The organism is Pseudomonas sp. A39 (assembly GCF_058145955.1).
Map to the genome: position 1 here is coordinate 12,628 of NZ_JBYVMD010000058.1, position 16,586 is coordinate 29,213.

Below are 16,586 nucleotides of genomic sequence, written 5' to 3' on the forward strand. Positions count from 1 at the left end.
CGGAGGGGCGAACGCGGCATACTGGTCATACTTTGTCTCATTCAAGGAACCTGTATGCAGTTGGACCCCACCAGCGGTTGGTGCGAGGGCATCCGTCATTGCCCTTCACCCAACTTCAACGAGCGCCCCACAGGCGAAATCTCACTGTTGGTGGTGCATAACATCAGCCTGCCACCGGCGCAGTTCGCCACTGGCAAAGTGCAGGAATTTTTCCAGAATCGCCTGGATGTCACGGAACATCCCTACTTTGAAGGGATTGCCGCCCTACGGGTGTCCGCGCATTTTCTGATTGAGCGCGACGGTACGGTGACGCAGTTTGTATCCTGCCTCGATCGGGCCTGGCATGCCGGGGTCTCGCAGTTCGAGGGGCGAGAAACCTGCAATGACTTTTCTTTGGGGATTGAGCTGGAAGGTACGGATGAACTGCCGTTCACCGATGCCCAATACGCATCGCTGATCGATCTGAGCCGCCAGTTGCTGGCGGCTTACCCCGACATTACTCCCCAGCGCGTGTGTGGTCACAGCGATATCGCCCCGGGGCGCAAGACCGATCCCGGCCCCGCTTTTGATTGGATGCGCTTTCGCAGCGCCCTGCAGGATGGAGGACACGCACGATGAGTTTCCTGGTGTTGGTACTGGCCGTATGGATCGAGAAATTCTCGGCGCTGCGCCAGCGATTGCAACGTGATGGCGGTTGGTTGCGCGAACTGGCCAAGCTGGAATCGAGCCCCCGCATGGGCAAGCAACCCTGGCTGATTCTGGCGTTACTGGTGTTGTTCCCCGTCGCGCTACTGGCCTTGTTGCTGCTGGTACTGGAGCCGGTGGCCTACGGACTGCTGGCACTGCCAGTGCACCTGCTGGTCGTGATCTACAGCCTGGGCCGCGGTGATCTGCTCGCCGGGCTCGGACCCTTCCGCGATGCCTGGCGACGTGGCGACCTGCAAGCGGCCGAGCATGTCGCCGAGCGTGACCTGAACCTGAGCGCCGACAGTGGCGAGCAATTGCTCGAACGCGTCCAGGGCCATCTGTTGTGGCAGGCCTACCAGAGCTTTTTCGCGGTGATTTTCTGGTATTTCCTGCTGGGCCCAGTTGCCGCGTTGGCGTACCGCCTGCTCGCATTGGCCAGTGAACACAGCAAGAACCCCCTGGTGGCTGAGCGTGCCGGGCAACTGCGTCATGCATTTGACTGGTTGCCGGTACGCCTGCTGGCGGCCAGTTTTGCCCTGGTGGGCAACTTCGTCGCAGTCGGTCGCGTGATGCTGCACGAACTGCTGAGTTGGGACATCAGCGCCGCTGAACTGGTGGAAAAAGTCGGCTTGGTCGCTGCCGAAATCCCGCCGCCGGCCGTAGGTCCCGAGGGCATCAACAGCCTGGACCGGCTATGGGAGCTGCTGCTGCGTGCGGCGGTGCTGTGGTATGCCGGGTTTGCGATCTGGACCGTATTGCCCTGACTGCGAACACACATCGGAAAATGTGGGGCAGGGCTTGCTGTAGTGAGCAGGCTTGCCCTGCGCTGGGCTGCGAAGCACCCCCACCGGATCCTGAGTGAACCCGCATTGTTTCCGTGGTGCCCCTCCTTTCGTTAACCTTAAGTTACAAAACTCCCTTTCAAATTGAGCTATACAGATGCTGGCTAACTGCCGCCCTGCGCCTCAATAAAAATAAAAGAAGGGGAGTTCACAGTGAAGAGCTTGCTCTATCCCGCCGTCGCGTTGATGAACCGCCTGAGCTTCGGCATGAAGTTCAGTTTGATCAGTGTGTTGTTCCTGCTGCCGATGCTGGCAACCAACTACTACCTGGTGCGTGATTCGTGGCGTGAATTCCAGGGGACCCGTGTGGAGCTGCAAAGCCTCGACTTGCTCGGCAGCAGCCTGGCCCTGCGCCGCGACCTGGAAACCCTCAACAACCAAGTACAGATCAACGCGACCCTTGGCCAATCCGGCAAGGCCGGTGACCTTGAGGGCAAGATCAGCGCCTTGGAACACAGCGTGCTGACCCGCCTGCAAGGCCTCAATGCCATGACCACCGAGCCTGAGCAAATCACCGCGTTTGACGCCAAGCGCGACGAGTTGATTGCGGCCTTCAAGGCCCAGCAACAGGAAACGTCGCTGCTGAGCAAAAGTGCACTGATCGGCAAGTTGCTCAACAAGGCCCAGATGCTCAGCCAGATCATCGCCAGTCAATCCGGCTTGAGCCGCGATTCCCAGAGTGATCTGCGCCAGCTCAGCGCACTGATCACCAGCGTCACCCCGCAGGTCACCCAGACCCTCGGCGAAGGTCGGGCGATGGGCGCTTACTCCCTGGGCCAGGGGTTTCTCAATTCGGCGTCCAGTACGCGCTTTGACGAACTGCTGCAGCAATTGGAAAAACTCCAAGCCGAATATGGCCTGAAGTTGCAGGATGCCCTGGGCTCCAGCAACGCGGCCCACGCGACGCTAGACAGCCTGGCCCAGGCCAGCAGTGCCAGCCTCAAGCAAGGCAGCGAGTTGTTTGAGGAGCAGGTGGTGATGGCCGAAACCCTCGACGCGCCCTGGCAGGGATTCTACGACAGCGTCAGCCAACTGATGGCCCGGACCTACCAGCTTGACGACGCCACGTTGACGTTCCTGGAGCAGCAGTTGGAGCAGCGCCTGGCGCAGAATCGCACGCATATGGTGGTGCTGGTCTCTGCCCTGACGGCGGTGTTCTTGCTGATCTTCTATCTGTACGCAGGCTTCTATGCCTCCACCCGCACCACGCTGCGCCGGCTGGGCGCGATGATGGACAAGGTGGCGGCCGGCGACATGACCGTCACGTTTGTCGCCCAGAGCCGCGATGAACTGGGCGACCTGGGTCAGCTGTTCAACGGCACTGTGGCGAAGATCCATGACTTGATCGAGCGCGTCGGGCACACCGTCAGCCAGGTTGAACGCCAGGCCGGCCAGGTGGAAACGGTCTCGGCCCGGAGCAATCAGGCGGTTGCCGGGCAGCGTACCCGGATCGAGCAGGTGGCGACGGCCATGAACCAGATGTCGTCCACCGCCCAGGAGGTCGCGCGCAGCGCGGCGACGGCGGTCAGCAGCGCTCACAGCGTCAACGACGAAACCGTCAGCGGCCGTGGCTTGGTGCAATCCCAGCAGGGCAGCATTGCGCGGCTGGCCTCGGAGATCGATCAGTCGGTGCGGGTGATCAACCAATTGGCCACCGACAGCCAGTCCATCAGTAGCGTATTGGAAGTGATCAAAAGCATCGCCGAGCAAACCAACCTTCTGGCACTCAATGCCGCCATCGAGGCGGCGCGGGCCGGTGAGCAGGGGCGTGGTTTTGCGGTGGTGGCCGACGAGGTGCGCACCCTGGCCCGGCGCACCCAGCACTCCACTGAGGAAATCGAACAGATGATCAGCCGCTTGCAAGACGGTGTGGCGGCGGCAGTAAGGGCCATGGGCAGCAGCCATGAGATGGCCAACGGCACCGTGGGTCAGTCGGAAAAAGTCCAGCAGGCTTTGGAAAATATCCTCGGCGCCGTAGGGATGATCGTTGATCAGAATCAGCAGATCGCCGCCGCCGTGGAACAACAGACCGCCGTTGCCCACGACATTGACCAGAACATCGTGGCCATCAATCGGGCTGGCGAATACGCCGCCGAAGGAGCGCACCAGACCGAGGCGGCGAGCCGGCAACTGTCGATGCAGGTGATTGAGTTGAAGCACTTGATCGGTGCGTTTCGCGTGTAAGGCCGTGGTGTGGGAATTAGCTCTTGTTGGTGTAGTGCCTGTCCTGATTTCACGGAGTCCCTTTTCTGGCCGCGTGAAGGGGGGAGAATTTGTTTCAATCAAATTCAGGTTCAACGGAGCGCGACGACGATGACCACTGCGATCGGCATCAAAGGGCATTGTGCCCATTGTGATATCAGGTTTGAACTCAAGCCGTGGCAACTGAATGCCATCGCGATCCAAGAGCCTTTCGACTGCCCGTACTGCCAACGGATCGTGCAGTTGAACTGCCCCCGCCAATTGCGCCAGTTCAAGGCGCTGGACCATTGGGCGCTGGTGCAACCGAGCATGGTGGTGTTCACCTGCATGGTGCTGATTGTGGCGCTGGTGGCGGAGTGGGTGGGGCTGATCAGCGTGATCGGTCAGTTCAACGTCTCGCTGGTGATGCTGCTGATGCATTTCCTGGTGCTGCGCTACGCCCGCTACCGGCAGCGAATGACGCTGGACCTGCAAGTGGTCACGCCGGTGCTACCAATTGAACAGCTCGCACGCATTGCGTGTGCTCGCCTCAGCCAGTAACAGCGGGCTGATGCCCATGCGCTCGGCCAGGGCGGTGCAGATGTCCGGCAGGTGCTCGGGGCTGTTGCGTTGACCGGGAAACATGGCGGGCGCCATATCAGGGGAGTCGGTTTCCAGCACCACCGCGTCCAGCGGCAGTTGCGCCAACACCTTGTGCATACGCAGGGCCTGGGGCCAGGTGGCGGCACCGCCCAAACCCAGCTTGAAGCCGAGCTTGATGTACTCGCGGGCTTCTTCGCGGCTCCCGGCGAACGCATGGATGATGCCGCCGCGGTGCAGGCGGATGCGCTTGAGGGTAGCGATCACCGCGGCATGGCTGCGACGTACATGCAGCAACGCCGGTAATCGGAAGTCCGCCGCCAGCTTGAGCTGGGCTTCAAACAGGCTTTGCTGGCGTTCGCGGTCCAGCTGTTCGAGGAAGTAATCCAGGCCGATCTCGCCCACCGCGCACAGCTGCCGGTGGCCGTGCAGGCGCGTCAACCAGTTACCCAATTGCACAAGGTCGGCGGGTCGATGCTCATCGAGGTACACCGGATGTAAACCAAAGGCTGCGAATATTCCTTCATCCGCTTGCGCCAGGTCCCACAGGCGCTGCCAATTCTGCTGATACACCCCCAGCACCACCATGCGCCGCACGCCCAACGTCCGGCTGTGGGCGAGGACGTCCCGGCGGTCGCTGTCGAACTCCGGGAAATCCAGGTGGGTGTGGGTGTCGATCAGCTCCACGCTCAAGCCTCGTGAATACGCTGCTTGAAGGTCCGGCCGATGGCGTGTACGCCAGGTTGGTAGTGCTCTTCTTCGATAGCGGCCAGCGCCAGGCGCAGGGCGGTGTCGGCGATCAGTTGATGTTGCTGGGCCATGGCGTTGACCGGCAACGGCAGGAAGTCCAGCAACTGCGTATCACCAAAGGTGCCCAGGCGCAGCGGGCGCGACTTGAGCGGGAAGTCATGCAGGGCGTCGAACACACCTTGCAGCAGCACATAGGAGGTGGTCACCAGCGCGTCAGGCAAATGCCCCAGTTGCTGCAGAAGTTGCTCCATCAGCTGTCGGCCGCAGTCGCGACTGAAGGCTTCACCGTGTTCGACAATCACCTCGCCGGTGAACCCTTCGAGGGCTTCACGAAAACCCGCGGCACGTTCCTGGCTGATGCTCAGTTCGGGCCGTGCGCCGATCAACGCAATCTGTTTGGGCAACGGTTGCAGCAGGCTGCTGGTCAATTGTTTGCAAGCCTGGCGGTCGTCGCTGACCACCGAGCAGAATTGATCCGCGCCCATCACCCGGTCGATGGCAATCACCGGCAGCCCCTTGGCTTGCAACTCGCGGTAACTGTCATCGCTGGCCGGCAGGCAACTGGCGACGAACAACGCATCACAGCGCCGGGCGCGGAACAGTTGCAGCAATTGGCGCTCGCTGTCGGCCTCATCGTCGGAGCTGGCGATCAGCAACTGATAGCCACGCGCCCGAGCGCCTTGCTCCAGGAGTTTTGCGATGCGTGCGTAGCTGGGGTTTTCCAGGTCGGGCAGGATAAAACCCAAGGTGCGCGTGTGCCGACTGCGCAGCCCGGCGGCCTGGGGGTTGGGCGTAAAGCCATGGGCTTCGACCACGGCGCGCACCCGCTCGACGGTTGCGTTGCTGATGCGTTGCTGTTCAGCCTTGCCATTGATGACGTAGCTGGCGGTGGTCACGGACACACCGGCGAGACGTGCGATATCACTGAGTTTCAAACCGGGATTTCCTTGTTTTTTGGAGCTTGCCCCGACATTTTGTCCAATCGTAACCGATTCCAGCACCGGACCTATGTCTCAGCTCAAGTGCCGAGTGGTTGTTCAAGGATGCGCAATTAACGCGTAGTCTTCCATAAACTCTAGATTAAACGTTTCAGCCAGCGTATTTTTACGACGTTCGCGACTGAGTAGCCACTGCCAATTGACTGCTCAGTCAGTTATTTATGAGCACCCCTTACACTGTTTGTTTAAAACAATACCTAGTGCGCCACTGCACTAACTAGGAGAACGGCATGCTTGAGCTCACTGTAGAGCAGATTTCCATGGGCCAGGTGGCTGTGGATAAGTCTGCTGCCTTGCACCTGCTCGCTGAAAAACTGGTGGCCGATGGCCTGGTCGCCGAGGGTTACCTCAGCGGTTTGCAAGCCCGTGAAGCTCAGGGCTCGACGTTCCTGGGCCAAGGTATTGCCATCCCCCACGGCACCCCTGAAACCCGCGACCAGGTGTTCTCTACCGGCGTGCGCCTGCTGCAGTTCCCCGAAGGGGTGGACTGGGGCGACGGCCAGATCGTATACCTGGCCATTGGCATTGCCGCCAAATCCGACGAACACCTGCGCCTGTTGCAACTGCTCACCCGTGCCCTCGGCGAAACCGACCTGGGCCAGGCGTTGCGCCGTGCCGGCACCGCCGAAGCGTTGCTGAAACTGTTGCAAGGCGCGCCGCAGGAACTGGCGCTGGATGCACAGATGATCAGCCTGGGCGTGTCCGCCGATGACTTCGAAGAGCTGGTTTGGCGCGGTGCACGCCTGCTGCGTCAGGCCGATTGTGTGAGCAATGGTTTCGCCGCGGTGTTGCAGCAGGTGGATGCGCTGCCCCTGGGCGATGGCCTGTGGTGGTTGCACAGCGAGCAGACGGTCAAGCGCCCGGGCCTGGCGTTTGTCACCCCGGACAAACCCATGCGCTACCTCGGTCAGCCGCTCAATGGCCTGTTCTGCCTGGCCAGCCTCGGTGAAGCCCACCAGGCCTTGCTTGAACGCTTGTGCGCCTTGCTGATCGAAGGGCGTGGCCAAGAGCTTGGCCGCGCCACCAGCAGCCGCGCGGTCCTCGAAGTGCTCGGCGGCGAACTGCCTCCGGACTGGCCCAGCGCACGCATCACCCTGGCCAACGCCCACGGTTTGCACGCGCGGCCGGCGAAGATCCTCGCCCAGTTGGCGAAAAATTTTGACGGTGATGTGCGTGTGCGCATCGTCGATGGCCCAGTGGGCGCCGTGTCGGTGAAAAGCCTGAGCAAACTGTTGAGCCTCGGCGCTCGACGTGGCCAGGTGCTGGAGTTTGTCGCCGAGCCGACCATTGCCGGCGACGCACTGCCCGCGCTGCTGGCGGCGGTGGAAGAAGGCTTGGGCGAAGACGTCGAGCCACTGCCGACCCTGAGCGCCCAGCCCGAAGCCCTCGATATCGAACCGGTGATCAGCGCGCCAGTGGCCGGGAGCCAGATCCAGGCCATCGCCGCCGCGCCGGGCATCGCCATCGGCCCTGCGCATATCCAGGTTCAGCAAACGTTCGACTACCCACTGCGCGGAGAATCCTGCGCCATCGAGCGCCAGCGCCTGCACAGCGCCTTGAGCGAGGTGCGCACCGATATCCAGGGCCTGATCGAACGCAACCCCTCCAAGGCGATCCGCGAGATTTTCATCACCCACCAGGAAATGCTCGACGACCCGGAACTCACCGACGAAGTCGACACCCGCCTCAAGCAAGGCGAAAGCGCTGAAGCGGCGTGGATGAGTGTGATTGAAGCCGCCGCCAAGCAGCAGGAGTCGTTGCAGGACGCCCTGCTCGCCGAGCGCGCGGCCGACCTGCGGGATGTTGGCCGTCGTGTGCTGGCGCAACTGTGCGGCGTTGAAACCGCCCAGGAGCCGAGCGAGCCCTACATCTTGGTGATGGATGAAGTCGGTCCGTCCGACGTTGCACGGCTTGATCCGGCGCGCGTCGCCGGCATTCTCACCGCCCGTGGCGGCACGACGGCGCACAGCGCTATCGTCGCCCGTGCCCTCGGTATTCCGGCCTTGGTCGGCGCCGGCCCGGCGGTGTTGCTGCTGGCTTCCGGCACGCCGCTGTTGCTCGACGGCCAGCGCGGTCGCCTGCATGTGGACGCCGACAGTGCCACCCTGCAACGCGCCACGGTCGAACGCGACACCCGCGAACAGCGCCTGCAAGCCGCTTCGGCGCAACGCCATGAACCGGCGCTGACCCGTGACGGCCACGCCGTGGAAGTGTTCGCCAACATCGGCGAAAGCGCCGGTGTTGCCAGCGCGGTGGAGCAGGGCGCCGAAGGCATCGGCTTGCTGCGCACCGAACTGATTTTCATGGCCCACCCGCAAGCGCCGGACGAAGCCACCCAGGAAGCCGAATACCGTCGTGTGCTCGACGGCCTTGGCGGTCGCCCGCTGGTGGTGCGCACCCTTGATGTGGGCGGCGACAAACCGCTGCCGTATTGGCCGATTGCCCAGGAAGAAAACCCCTTCCTCGGCGTGCGCGGCATTCGTCTCACCTTGCAACGCCCGCAGATCATGGAAGCGCAATTGCGTGCGCTGTTGCGTTCTGCCGATAACCGTCCGCTGCGCATCATGTTCCCCATGGTCGGCAGCGTCGATGAATGGCGTGCGGCCCGTGACATGACCGAACGCCTGCGCCTGGAAATCCCGGTGGCGGACGTGCAACTGGGCATCATGATCGAAGTGCCGTCGGCGGCATTGCTCGCCCCGGTGCTGGCCAAGGAAGTCGACTTTTTCAGCGTCGGCACCAACGACCTGACCCAGTACACCCTGGCCATCGACCGTGGTCACCCGACGCTGTCCGCCCAGGCCGACGGCCTGCACCCGGCGGTGCTGCAGCTGATCGACATCACCGTGCGCGCCGCCCATGCCCATGGCAAATGGGTCGGCGTGTGCGGTGAGTTGGCGGCAGACCCGCTGGCGGTGCCGGTGTTGATCGGCCTGGGGGTGGATGAGTTGAGCGTGTCGGCCCGCAGCATTCCCGAAGTGAAGGCGCGCGTGCGCGAATTCAGTCTGAGCGAGGCCCAGGGCCTGGCGCAAAAAGCACTGGCGGTGGGCTCGCCCGCCGAAGTGCGTGCCCTAGTGGAGGCCGTGTAGATGGCAAGGATTCTGACCCTGACGCTGAACCCGGCGTTGGACCTGACGGTGCGTTTGGCGCGCCTGGAGCCGGGTGAAGTCAACCGCAGCGACACCCTGCTGACCCATGCCGCCGGCAAGGGCGTGAACGTGGCGCAGGTGTTGGCCGATCTGGGCCATGAGGTGAGCGTGGGCGGTTTTCTCGGCGCCGCAAACCCCGAGGCGTTCGATGCACTGATCGCCAGCCGTGGGTTTGGCGATGCGTTCGTCCGTGTGCCGGGAGAGACGCGCAGCAATATCAAGATTGCCGAGCAGGATGGCCGGGTCACTGACATCAATGCGCCGGGGCCGCAGGTGACGGAGCAGGCGCAGAACGCCTTGCTGGAGAAACTGGCGCAGATGGCTCCCGGTTTTGATGCGGTGGTGGTGGCCGGCAGCTTGCCACGCGGCGTCAGTGCGCAGTGGTTTCAACGCCTGGTGACGGAACTGAAAAGCCTCGGTTTGAAAGTCGCCCTGGACACCAGCGGCGAAGCGCTGCGCGCCGGTCTGAAAGCTGGCCCGTGGCTGGTCAAACCCAATACCGAAGAGCTGGCCGATGCCCTGGGTCATGCCCCGGATGCAATCAGCCAGCTTCACCTGCAGGGCGTGGAACATGTGGTGGTCTCCGACGGCGCCGCGGGCGTGAGCTGGTACAGCTCGAATGCGACGCTGCACGCCACACCGCCTAAGGTGACGGTGGCCAGTACCGTCGGCGCCGGCGACTCGCTGCTGGCCGGGATGCTGCACGGCTTGCTCAGCGGCGATACGCCGGAGCAGACCCTGCGCCGCGCCACGGCGATTGCCGCAATGGCGGTGACGCAAATCGGTTTTGGCATCAGCGATGACGCGCAGTTGGCGCGCCTCGAAAGCGGCGTTGTTGTGCGCACGCTGACAGAACAATAAGAGGGTTTGTGATGAAGTTAGCCATTGTTACCGCCTGCCCGAACGGCATGGTCACCAGTGTGCTGTGCGCCCGCTTGTTGGACGCCGCCGCGCAGCGCCAAGGCTGGAGTACCAGCGTGGAAGTGGTGGATGTGCAACGTCCGGAACGCCAGCTGTCCCAGGCCACCCTCGACGATGCCGAATGGGTGTTGCTGGTCAGCAGCACCCCTGTGGATATGCAGCGGTTTGTCGGCAAGCGCGTGTTCCAGAGCACGCCGGCCCAGGCGCTGGCGGATGTCGACGCCGTACTGCGTCGCGGCGCGCAAGAGGCGCAGGTGTATGTCGCCACGGAACAAGTGGCCAAGCAGGCACCGCGCATCGTTGCGATCACGGCCTGCCCGACCGGCGTCGCCCACACCTTCATGGCGGCCGAAGCTTTGCAGCAGACGGCCAAGCGTTTGGGCTATGACCTGCAGGTCGAGACCCAAGGTTCGGTCGGTGCCCGCACACCGTTGAGCCCGCAAGCCATCGCCGAGGCTGATGTGGTGCTGTTGGCCGCCGATATTGAAGTCGCCACCGAGCGCTTCGCGGGTAAGAAGATCTACCGTTGCGGCACCGGCATCGCCCTCAAGCAATCCGAAGCCACCCTCAACAAGGCCCTCGCGGAAGGCGTGGTGGAAAGCGCAGCCAGCGGTGCGGTGGCCAAGAAGGAAAAAACCGGCGTCTATAAACACCTGCTGACCGGGGTGTCGTTCATGTTGCCGATGGTCGTGGCGGGCGGGTTGTTGATTGCCTTGTCATTCGTGTTCGGCATCCACGCCTTTGAACAGGAAGGCACCCTGGCGGCGGCACTGAAAACTGTCGGCGACCGTGCCTTCATGCTGATGGTGCCGTTGCTGGCGGGCTACATCGCCTACTCGATTGCCGACCGTCCCGGCATTGCGCCCGGCATGATCGGCGGCTTGTTGGCGGGTACCTTGGGCGCGGGGTTCATCGGCGGTATCTTTGCCGGTTTCCTGGCCGGCTACTGCGTCAAGCTGATCACCCGTGCGGTGAAGTTGCCGCAGAGCCTGGAGGCACTCAAGCCGATCCTGATCATTCCGTTGCTGGCGAGCCTGTTTACCGGCCTGGCGATGATCTACCTGGTCGGTCCACCGGTGGCGCGCCTGCTCACCGGCCTCACCGACTTCCTCAGCACCATGGGCACCACCAATGCGGTGCTGCTGGGCATCCTGTTGGGCGGCATGATGTGTGTCGACCTCGGCGGGCCGATCAACAAGGCCGCGTATGCGTTTTCTGTCGGTTTACTGGCGGCGTCCAGTGGTGCGCCGATGGCGGCGACCATGGCCGCGGGTATGGTGCCGCCGATTGGCATGGGCATCGCCACGTTCCTGGCGCGCCGCAAGTTCGCCCAGACCGAACGCGAGGCCGGCAAGGCGGCGATGATTCTCGGCATGTGCTTTATCTCTGAGGGCGCGATTCCCTTTGCCGCCAAAGACCCGTTGCGTGTGATCCCGGCCAGCATTGCCGGCGGCGCCTTGACCGGTGCACTGTCGATGTACTTCGGCTGCAAACTGGCAGCGCCCCACGGTGGCTTGTTTGTGCTGGTGATTCCGAATGCGATGAACCATGCGTTGCTGTATCTGCTGGCGATTGTCGCCGGTAGCGTGCTGACCGGTGTGGTGTATGCGCTGATCAAGCGTCCGGATGTGGTAGAGCTGGCCGTCGCCCCCGCCAAGGCCTGACACGGCTCAAACCGGTAGGAGGGGGCTTGCTCCCGATAGCAGTGGATCAGTCAAATGTTTATTGCCTGTCACACTGTCATCGGGAGCAAGCCCCCTCCCACATTTGATCTCCACTGATCACACGATCAGTGTCATAACCGCTTCATCCGGTCGTGGTTAAGTTGCCCTTTTGATACTCAAGAGGGCACCTGCATGAGCCACTTCGATCTCGGCCGTCGCCGTGTGATGCAAGCCGTCGGCGCCGGCCTGTTGTTGCCAGGTTTGGCCCCGGCAGTGATCGCTTCGGTAAAGGACCGCCCGCAACTCACCGACGGCGTACAGTCCGGCGACCTGCTCCGCGATCGCGCCATGATCTGGAGCCGCAGCGATCGCCCGGCCCGCATGGTGGTGGAGTGGGACACCCGCAGCGTCTTCAGCAACCCGCGTCGATTCGTCTCGCCCCTGGCCGACAATCGCACTGACTTCACCGCCCGTGTCGAACTCACCGGATTGCCCGCCGACCAGGCGATTTTCTACCGCGTGCATTTTGAAGACGCCCAGACCGGCGTCGCCAGCGAACCCTGGTTCGGCCACCTGCGCAGCGTGCCGCAACAACGCCGCGACATCCGTTTTGTGTGGAGCGGCGACACCGTTGGCCAGGGCTTCGGTATCAATCCGGAGATTGGCGGCATGCGCATCTACGAAGCCATGCGCCTGCGGCTGCCGGACTTCTTTATCCACAGCGGCGACACCATCTACGCCGACGGCCCGGTGCCGGCGCAGCTGACCACGGAAGGCGGTCGCATCTGGCGCAATATCACCACCGAAGCCAAGAGCAAAGTCGCTGAAACCCTGGATGAGTATCGCGGCAATTACCGCTACAACCTGATGGATGAAAACGTGCGCCGCTTCAACGCCGAGGTACCGCAGATCTGGCAGTGGGACGACCACGAAGTGGTGAACAACTGGTCGCCAAGCAAGCAGTTGGATGAGCGATACCAGACCAAGGACATCAACACCTTGGTGGGGCGTGCGCGCCAGGCCTGGCTGGAGTATTCACCGATGCGCCGGCAGAGCGCGGACGCGGGCGGGCGGATTTATCGCAAGCTCAGCTATGGTCCGCTGCTGGAGGTGTTCGTGCTGGATATGCGCAGTTATCGCGGCCCCAACGATGACAACCTGGGCGCTGAAAAGCCCTTCCTCGGCCGCGAACAACTGGACTGGCTCAAGCGCGAACTCAAGGCGTCCCAGGCGCAGTGGAAAGTGATCGCCGCCGACATGCCCATCGGCCTCGGTGTGCCTGATGGTGAGGTCAGCCCCGGTGTGGCGCGTTGGGAGGCCATCGCCAACAACGACCCCGGTGCGCCGCAAGGTCGCGAAGTGGAAATCGCCGAGTTGCTGGGCTTTTTAAGGGCGCAACAGGTGCGCAACCATGTGTGGCTGACGGCCGATGTGCATTACTGCGCCGCGCATCACTATCACCCGGACCGTGCAGCGTTCCAGGATTTCGAACCGTTCTGGGAGTTTGTCGCCGGGCCGTTGAATGCGGGGAGCTTCGGGCCCAATCCGCTGGATAAGACCTTTGGCCCCGAGGTGGTGTTCGAGAAGGCACCGCCGGCGCAGAACACCTCGCCGTTCGCGGGTTTTCAGTTTTTTGGCGAGGTGCAGATTGATGGGCAGACGGCGGAGTTGACGGTGATCCTGCGGGATTTGGATGGCGTCTCGGTATTCGAACAGAAACTCCAACCGGCCTGATTGGAATGCCATCAAGACTGTGGGAGGGGGCTTGCCCCTCCCACAGTTTGATTATTGTTACTTCAGGGATTCAGTAGACGTCCCGGCGATAGCGACCTTGCTCGATCAGCCGTTCCACGGCTTCATTGCCGAGAATGTCCGCCAGCGCCTGATCCACCCCAGCCGCCATCCCCTGCAAACTCCCGCACACATAAATCGCCGCGCCCTCCGCCAGCCACTTACGCAGCACCTCGGCCGATTCACGCAGGCGATCCTGCACATAGATCTTCTCTTCCTGATCGCGGGAAAACGCCAAGTCCAGCAACGCCAGATCACCACTGGCCAGCCAGCCTTGCAGCTCGTCCTGGCACAGGTAGTCGTGGGCGATGTTGCGCTCGCCAAAGAGTAGCCAGTTGCGCTGCTGGCCGTCGGCAATGCGCGCCTTGAGCAAGCTGCGCAGGCCTGCCAGGCCGGTGCCGTTGCCCAGCAGGATCAGGGGCACCGGCATCTCCGGCAGGTGAAAACCGCTGTTACGGCGCAGGCGCAGGCTGATGCTTGAGCCGATGGCGGCGTGCTCGGTGAGCCAGCCACTCGCCAAGCCCAGGCTGCCGTCGGGGTGGCGCTCTTGGCGCACGATCAACTCCAGCACGCCCTCGCTGGCAATCGAGGCGATGGAGTATTCGCGCATGCCCAGGGGCACCAGCGCGTTCACCAGCGCCTGGGCATGCAGGCCCACCAGATGAGCGCGGTTATCCGGCAGTTGGCGGGTGGCCAGGGCTTGGTTGAGGGACTGCGCCAAGCCTTCGAACACTACGGCATCGCTGCCGGCCAGGCCCAGGCCTTCGAGAAAGTGTTCGATGGCCCAGGGACTATTGCGGGGCAGCACTTCAACCAGGTCACCGGCTTGCCAGGTGTGTGGCGCAGGCGAGGTGAGGCCCAGCAAATAGACCTGCGAGCCGCTGCTGTCGGGGTTGAGCAGGGTGCGTTGGCTGAGCGTCCAGTTTTCGTACTGGGCCGTCGGCCAAGCGGCTGCCGGGGCGTGGCCGGTGAGCTGGCCAAGTTGTTGTTGCCAGTGCAGCAGGGCGGTGGTGTCACCGCTGTCCACTTCGACCGGGGCGAACAAGGGATTGCCGCCCTGATTGGTCAGCCAGAAGTGCAGGCGCCGCGCAAAGCCGCAGAAGTGCTCGTATTGACGATCACCCAGGGCCAGCACCGAGTAGTTCAGGCCACTCAGGGACAGGTCCTGGCCGAGCACGCTGCGCTCGAAGCCGCGGGCGCTATCGGGGGCTTCGCCGTCGCCGAAGGTGCTGACCACAAACAGCGCATTTTCCGACTGGCGCAGGTCGTCCTGGCTGACGCTGCCCAGCGGCTGCACCTTCACCGGCAAACCGGCCGCCTGCAATTGCCCAGCCGTTTGCCATGCAAGCTGTTCGGCAAAACCGCTCTGGCTGGCAAAGCCGATCAGCCACGCCGGGGCGTCGCTGTGGTTGGCGCTCAGACCTTTGCGGGCATCACGCACCTGGCGCTTTTTGCGGCGACGGTCGAGGTACAGCAGCCAGCCGGTGATGAAGAACAACGGCATCAGCAGTGAGCTGACGGTCAGGACAATCCGCCCGGCCAGGCCGAAGTAACTGCCGGTGTGCAAGGCGTAGACGCTGGTCAGCAGTCTGGAGCCGAGGCTTTTGCTCGCGTACCGGTCGTGGGATTTGACCTCGCCAGTGGCCGGGTCCAGATTGATCTGGTTAAGCGCGCGGTCATGGGGCGAGTCTTTCAGCAAGTAGAAGACGGTGGCCGGTTGCCCGGAGACCGCTGGCATACGGATGTTGTAAGCGCTCAGGCCGGGGCCGGCGTTGCTGTAGATGCTGCTCCACATAGCCGCGTAATTGGCCACCGGCGCGGCACCTTCGGGCGCCGGGCCGCGCTTGCGAACCCGTTCATGTTGCGGGGCGTCGGACAGCAGTTGGGTCAGGCCCTGGCTGTACCAGTCGTAGGACCAATACAAACCGGTCAGCGCCGAAAACAGATAGGCCAGCAGGCACCAGGTGCCGAATACCGAGTGCAGGTCCCAGTTGAAGGCGCGGCCTTTTTTGCGCCAGTCCAACGTCAGCCAGGCCCGCCAGTTCGCCGCCTGGCGCGGCCAGCGCAGGTACAAGCCGGAGAGGCAGAAGAACACCAGGATCAGCGTGCACGCGCCGGTGATGTTGCGCCCGGTGTCGCCCAGTACGAGGAAACGGTGGAATTGCAGCAGGAACCCGAAGACGTCCTGGCCGACCACGTCGCCCATGTAGTCGCCGGTGTACGGATCGAAATAACGCAACTGACCACGGCGTTCGCCAGGCGGGGGGGTGAAGAACACGCGGGCAGCCTTGCCGCTTTCACTTTCCACGAACAGCATGGCCACCGTCTGGCCTTCAGTGGCCTCCAGCTTGCGCACCAGTTCGGCGGGCGGCAGTACGCCGGCGTCGCGTTTTTCCACGGTCAGTACGCTGGGGTTGAGCGCTTGCAGCATTTCATCCTGGAACGAGACCGCAGCCCCGCTGATCCCCATCAAGGCCAGCACCAGCCCGGCGGTAATGCCGAAGAACCAGTGCAACTGGAACAGGGTTTTCTTCAACACGTCTAACCGCCTCGTCTGTCTGAATGGGTAGGGCACGGCGCGCATTATGCCGTGGCTTGTCGAGAAACATTCTGTTTAACACGCAAAAGCCCCACGCATCCGATGCGTGGGGCTTTTTGCTGCGTGGCGCCGCTGCTTGGCAGTCGAAGCGGGTGGACAGCAGTGCCTGTCCGAAGTCCACCTTTGGCCTGCGGCGCGTGAAGCATTACCCGGCGGCAGAACAGGGCCATGCCAAGTCGATGAACCTGCTGGGACGCTGGCCTTCCAGCAGCGCGCCGTGAGCCTTTCTTGATGCATAAAAAAACCCATGACACGTCATGGGTTTTTTGTGCCTGGCTGTCTTACACGTAGAACGATTTCAGCGGCGGAAAGCCATTGAACTCAACCGCGCTGTAGCTGGTGGTGTACGCACCGGTCGACAGCCAGTACAAACGGTCACCGATCGCCAGGTTCAGCGGCAGGCC

12 protein-coding genes and 1 pseudogene are annotated in these 16,586 nt (G+C 62.8%); 9 read left to right on the forward strand and 4 right to left on the reverse strand.

From position 1 onward, the window contains the following. Positions 1 to 54: 54 nt before the first annotated feature. The 4 genes from ampD (at position 55) to AC3ZU9_RS28050 (ending at position 4,271) form a co-directional block, all read left to right on the forward strand. Entirely contained in the window at positions 55 to 618 is a 564-nt protein-coding gene (gene ampD, locus AC3ZU9_RS28035) for a 1,6-anhydro-N-acetylmuramyl-L-alanine amidase AmpD (protein WP_490091635.1), read from the forward strand. After that, on the forward strand, positions 615 to 1,451 hold the full coding sequence (gene ampE / locus AC3ZU9_RS28040) for a regulatory signaling modulator protein AmpE (protein ID WP_122810030.1): 837 nt from the start codon (positions 615 to 617) through the stop codon (positions 1,449 to 1,451). Before ampD ends, ampE begins: the two co-directional genes overlap by 4 nt. Before the next feature lie 231 nt (positions 1,452 to 1,682). Further along, positions 1,683 to 3,713, forward strand: coding sequence for a methyl-accepting chemotaxis protein (locus AC3ZU9_RS28045; RefSeq protein WP_012722168.1), 2,031 nt, complete (start codon positions 1,683 to 1,685; stop codon positions 3,711 to 3,713). Positions 3,714 to 3,842: 129 nt separating this feature from the next. Next, entirely contained in the window at positions 3,843 to 4,271 is a 429-nt protein-coding gene (locus AC3ZU9_RS28050) for a hypothetical protein (protein WP_012722169.1), read from the forward strand. Here the strand turns inward: AC3ZU9_RS28050 and AC3ZU9_RS28055 are convergent. Then, a complete protein-coding gene (locus AC3ZU9_RS28055) occupies positions 4,221 to 4,997 on the reverse strand; it encodes a TatD family hydrolase (protein WP_102061571.1) in 777 nt (258 codons plus the stop codon). The genes AC3ZU9_RS28050 and AC3ZU9_RS28055 overlap by 51 nt on opposite strands. Positions 4,998 to 4,999: 2 nt before the next feature. Beyond that, positions 5,000 to 5,995, reverse strand: coding sequence for a catabolite repressor/activator (cra, locus tag AC3ZU9_RS28060; protein WP_012722171.1), 996 nt, complete (start codon positions 5,993 to 5,995; stop codon positions 5,000 to 5,002). Between the two features lie 293 nt (positions 5,996 to 6,288). Here cra and ptsP point away from each other — a divergent pair, with 293 nt between their 5' ends. The 4 genes from ptsP to AC3ZU9_RS28080 all read left to right on the forward strand — a co-directional run bounded on the left by ptsP (position 6,289) and on the right by AC3ZU9_RS28080 (position 13,526). Continuing rightward, complete coding sequence (gene ptsP, locus AC3ZU9_RS28065) at positions 6,289 to 9,147, forward strand: phosphoenolpyruvate--protein phosphotransferase (protein ID WP_490091636.1); 2,859 nt, start codon at positions 6,289 to 6,291, stop codon at positions 9,145 to 9,147. Next, complete coding sequence (pfkB, locus tag AC3ZU9_RS28070) at positions 9,148 to 10,068, forward strand: 1-phosphofructokinase (protein WP_102061573.1); 921 nt, start codon at positions 9,148 to 9,150, stop codon at positions 10,066 to 10,068. Between the two features lie 11 nt (positions 10,069 to 10,079). After that, positions 10,080 to 11,792, forward strand: a complete 1,713-nt coding sequence (locus tag AC3ZU9_RS28075; RefSeq protein WP_490091637.1) for a PTS fructose-like transporter subunit IIB — start codon at positions 10,080 to 10,082, stop codon at positions 11,790 to 11,792. Between the two features lie 192 nt (positions 11,793 to 11,984). Then, positions 11,985 to 13,526 carry an alkaline phosphatase D family protein gene (locus AC3ZU9_RS28080; protein WP_490091638.1) on the forward strand — a complete coding sequence of 514 codons (1,542 nt, stop codon included), beginning with the start codon at positions 11,985 to 11,987 and terminating at the stop codon, positions 13,524 to 13,526. A 70-nt stretch (positions 13,527 to 13,596) separates the two neighbouring features. On the opposite strand, the gene AC3ZU9_RS28085 is transcribed toward AC3ZU9_RS28080, so the two are convergent. Next, complete coding sequence (locus AC3ZU9_RS28085) at positions 13,597 to 16,122, reverse strand: PepSY domain-containing protein (RefSeq protein WP_490091639.1); 2,526 nt, start codon at positions 16,120 to 16,122, stop codon at positions 13,597 to 13,599. A gap of 56 nt (positions 16,123 to 16,178) precedes the next feature. Between AC3ZU9_RS28085 and AC3ZU9_RS28090 the strand changes: the two genes are divergently transcribed. Next, the gene (locus AC3ZU9_RS28090) at positions 16,179 to 16,403 is read left to right on the forward strand and encodes a hypothetical protein (RefSeq protein WP_490091640.1); all 225 of its coding nucleotides are present in this window, start codon (positions 16,179 to 16,181) and stop codon (positions 16,401 to 16,403) included. Between the two features lie 60 nt (positions 16,404 to 16,463). On the opposite strand, the pseudogene AC3ZU9_RS28095 reads toward AC3ZU9_RS28090, so the two are convergent. Further along, positions 16,464 to 16,586, reverse strand: a pseudogene (locus AC3ZU9_RS28095) (type III PLP-dependent enzyme); the annotation flags it as partial.

Coding starts and splice junctions, on each gene's coding strand:
- ampE (WP_122810030.1), top strand. CDS start 615: ATGAGTTTCCTGGTGTTGGTACTGGCCGTATGGATCGAGAAATTCTCG.
- pfkB (WP_102061573.1), top strand. CDS start 9,148: ATGGCAAGGATTCTGACCCTGACGCTGAACCCGGCGTTGGACCTGACG.
- AC3ZU9_RS28080 (WP_490091638.1), top strand. CDS start 11,985: ATGAGCCACTTCGATCTCGGCCGTCGCCGTGTGATGCAAGCCGTCGGC.
- AC3ZU9_RS28075 (WP_490091637.1), top strand. CDS start 10,080: ATGAAGTTAGCCATTGTTACCGCCTGCCCGAACGGCATGGTCACCAGT.
- AC3ZU9_RS28050 (WP_012722169.1), top strand. CDS start 3,843: ATGACCACTGCGATCGGCATCAAAGGGCATTGTGCCCATTGTGATATC.
- ampD (WP_490091635.1), top strand. CDS start 55: ATGCAGTTGGACCCCACCAGCGGTTGGTGCGAGGGCATCCGTCATTGC.
- ptsP (WP_490091636.1), top strand. CDS start 6,289: ATGCTTGAGCTCACTGTAGAGCAGATTTCCATGGGCCAGGTGGCTGTG.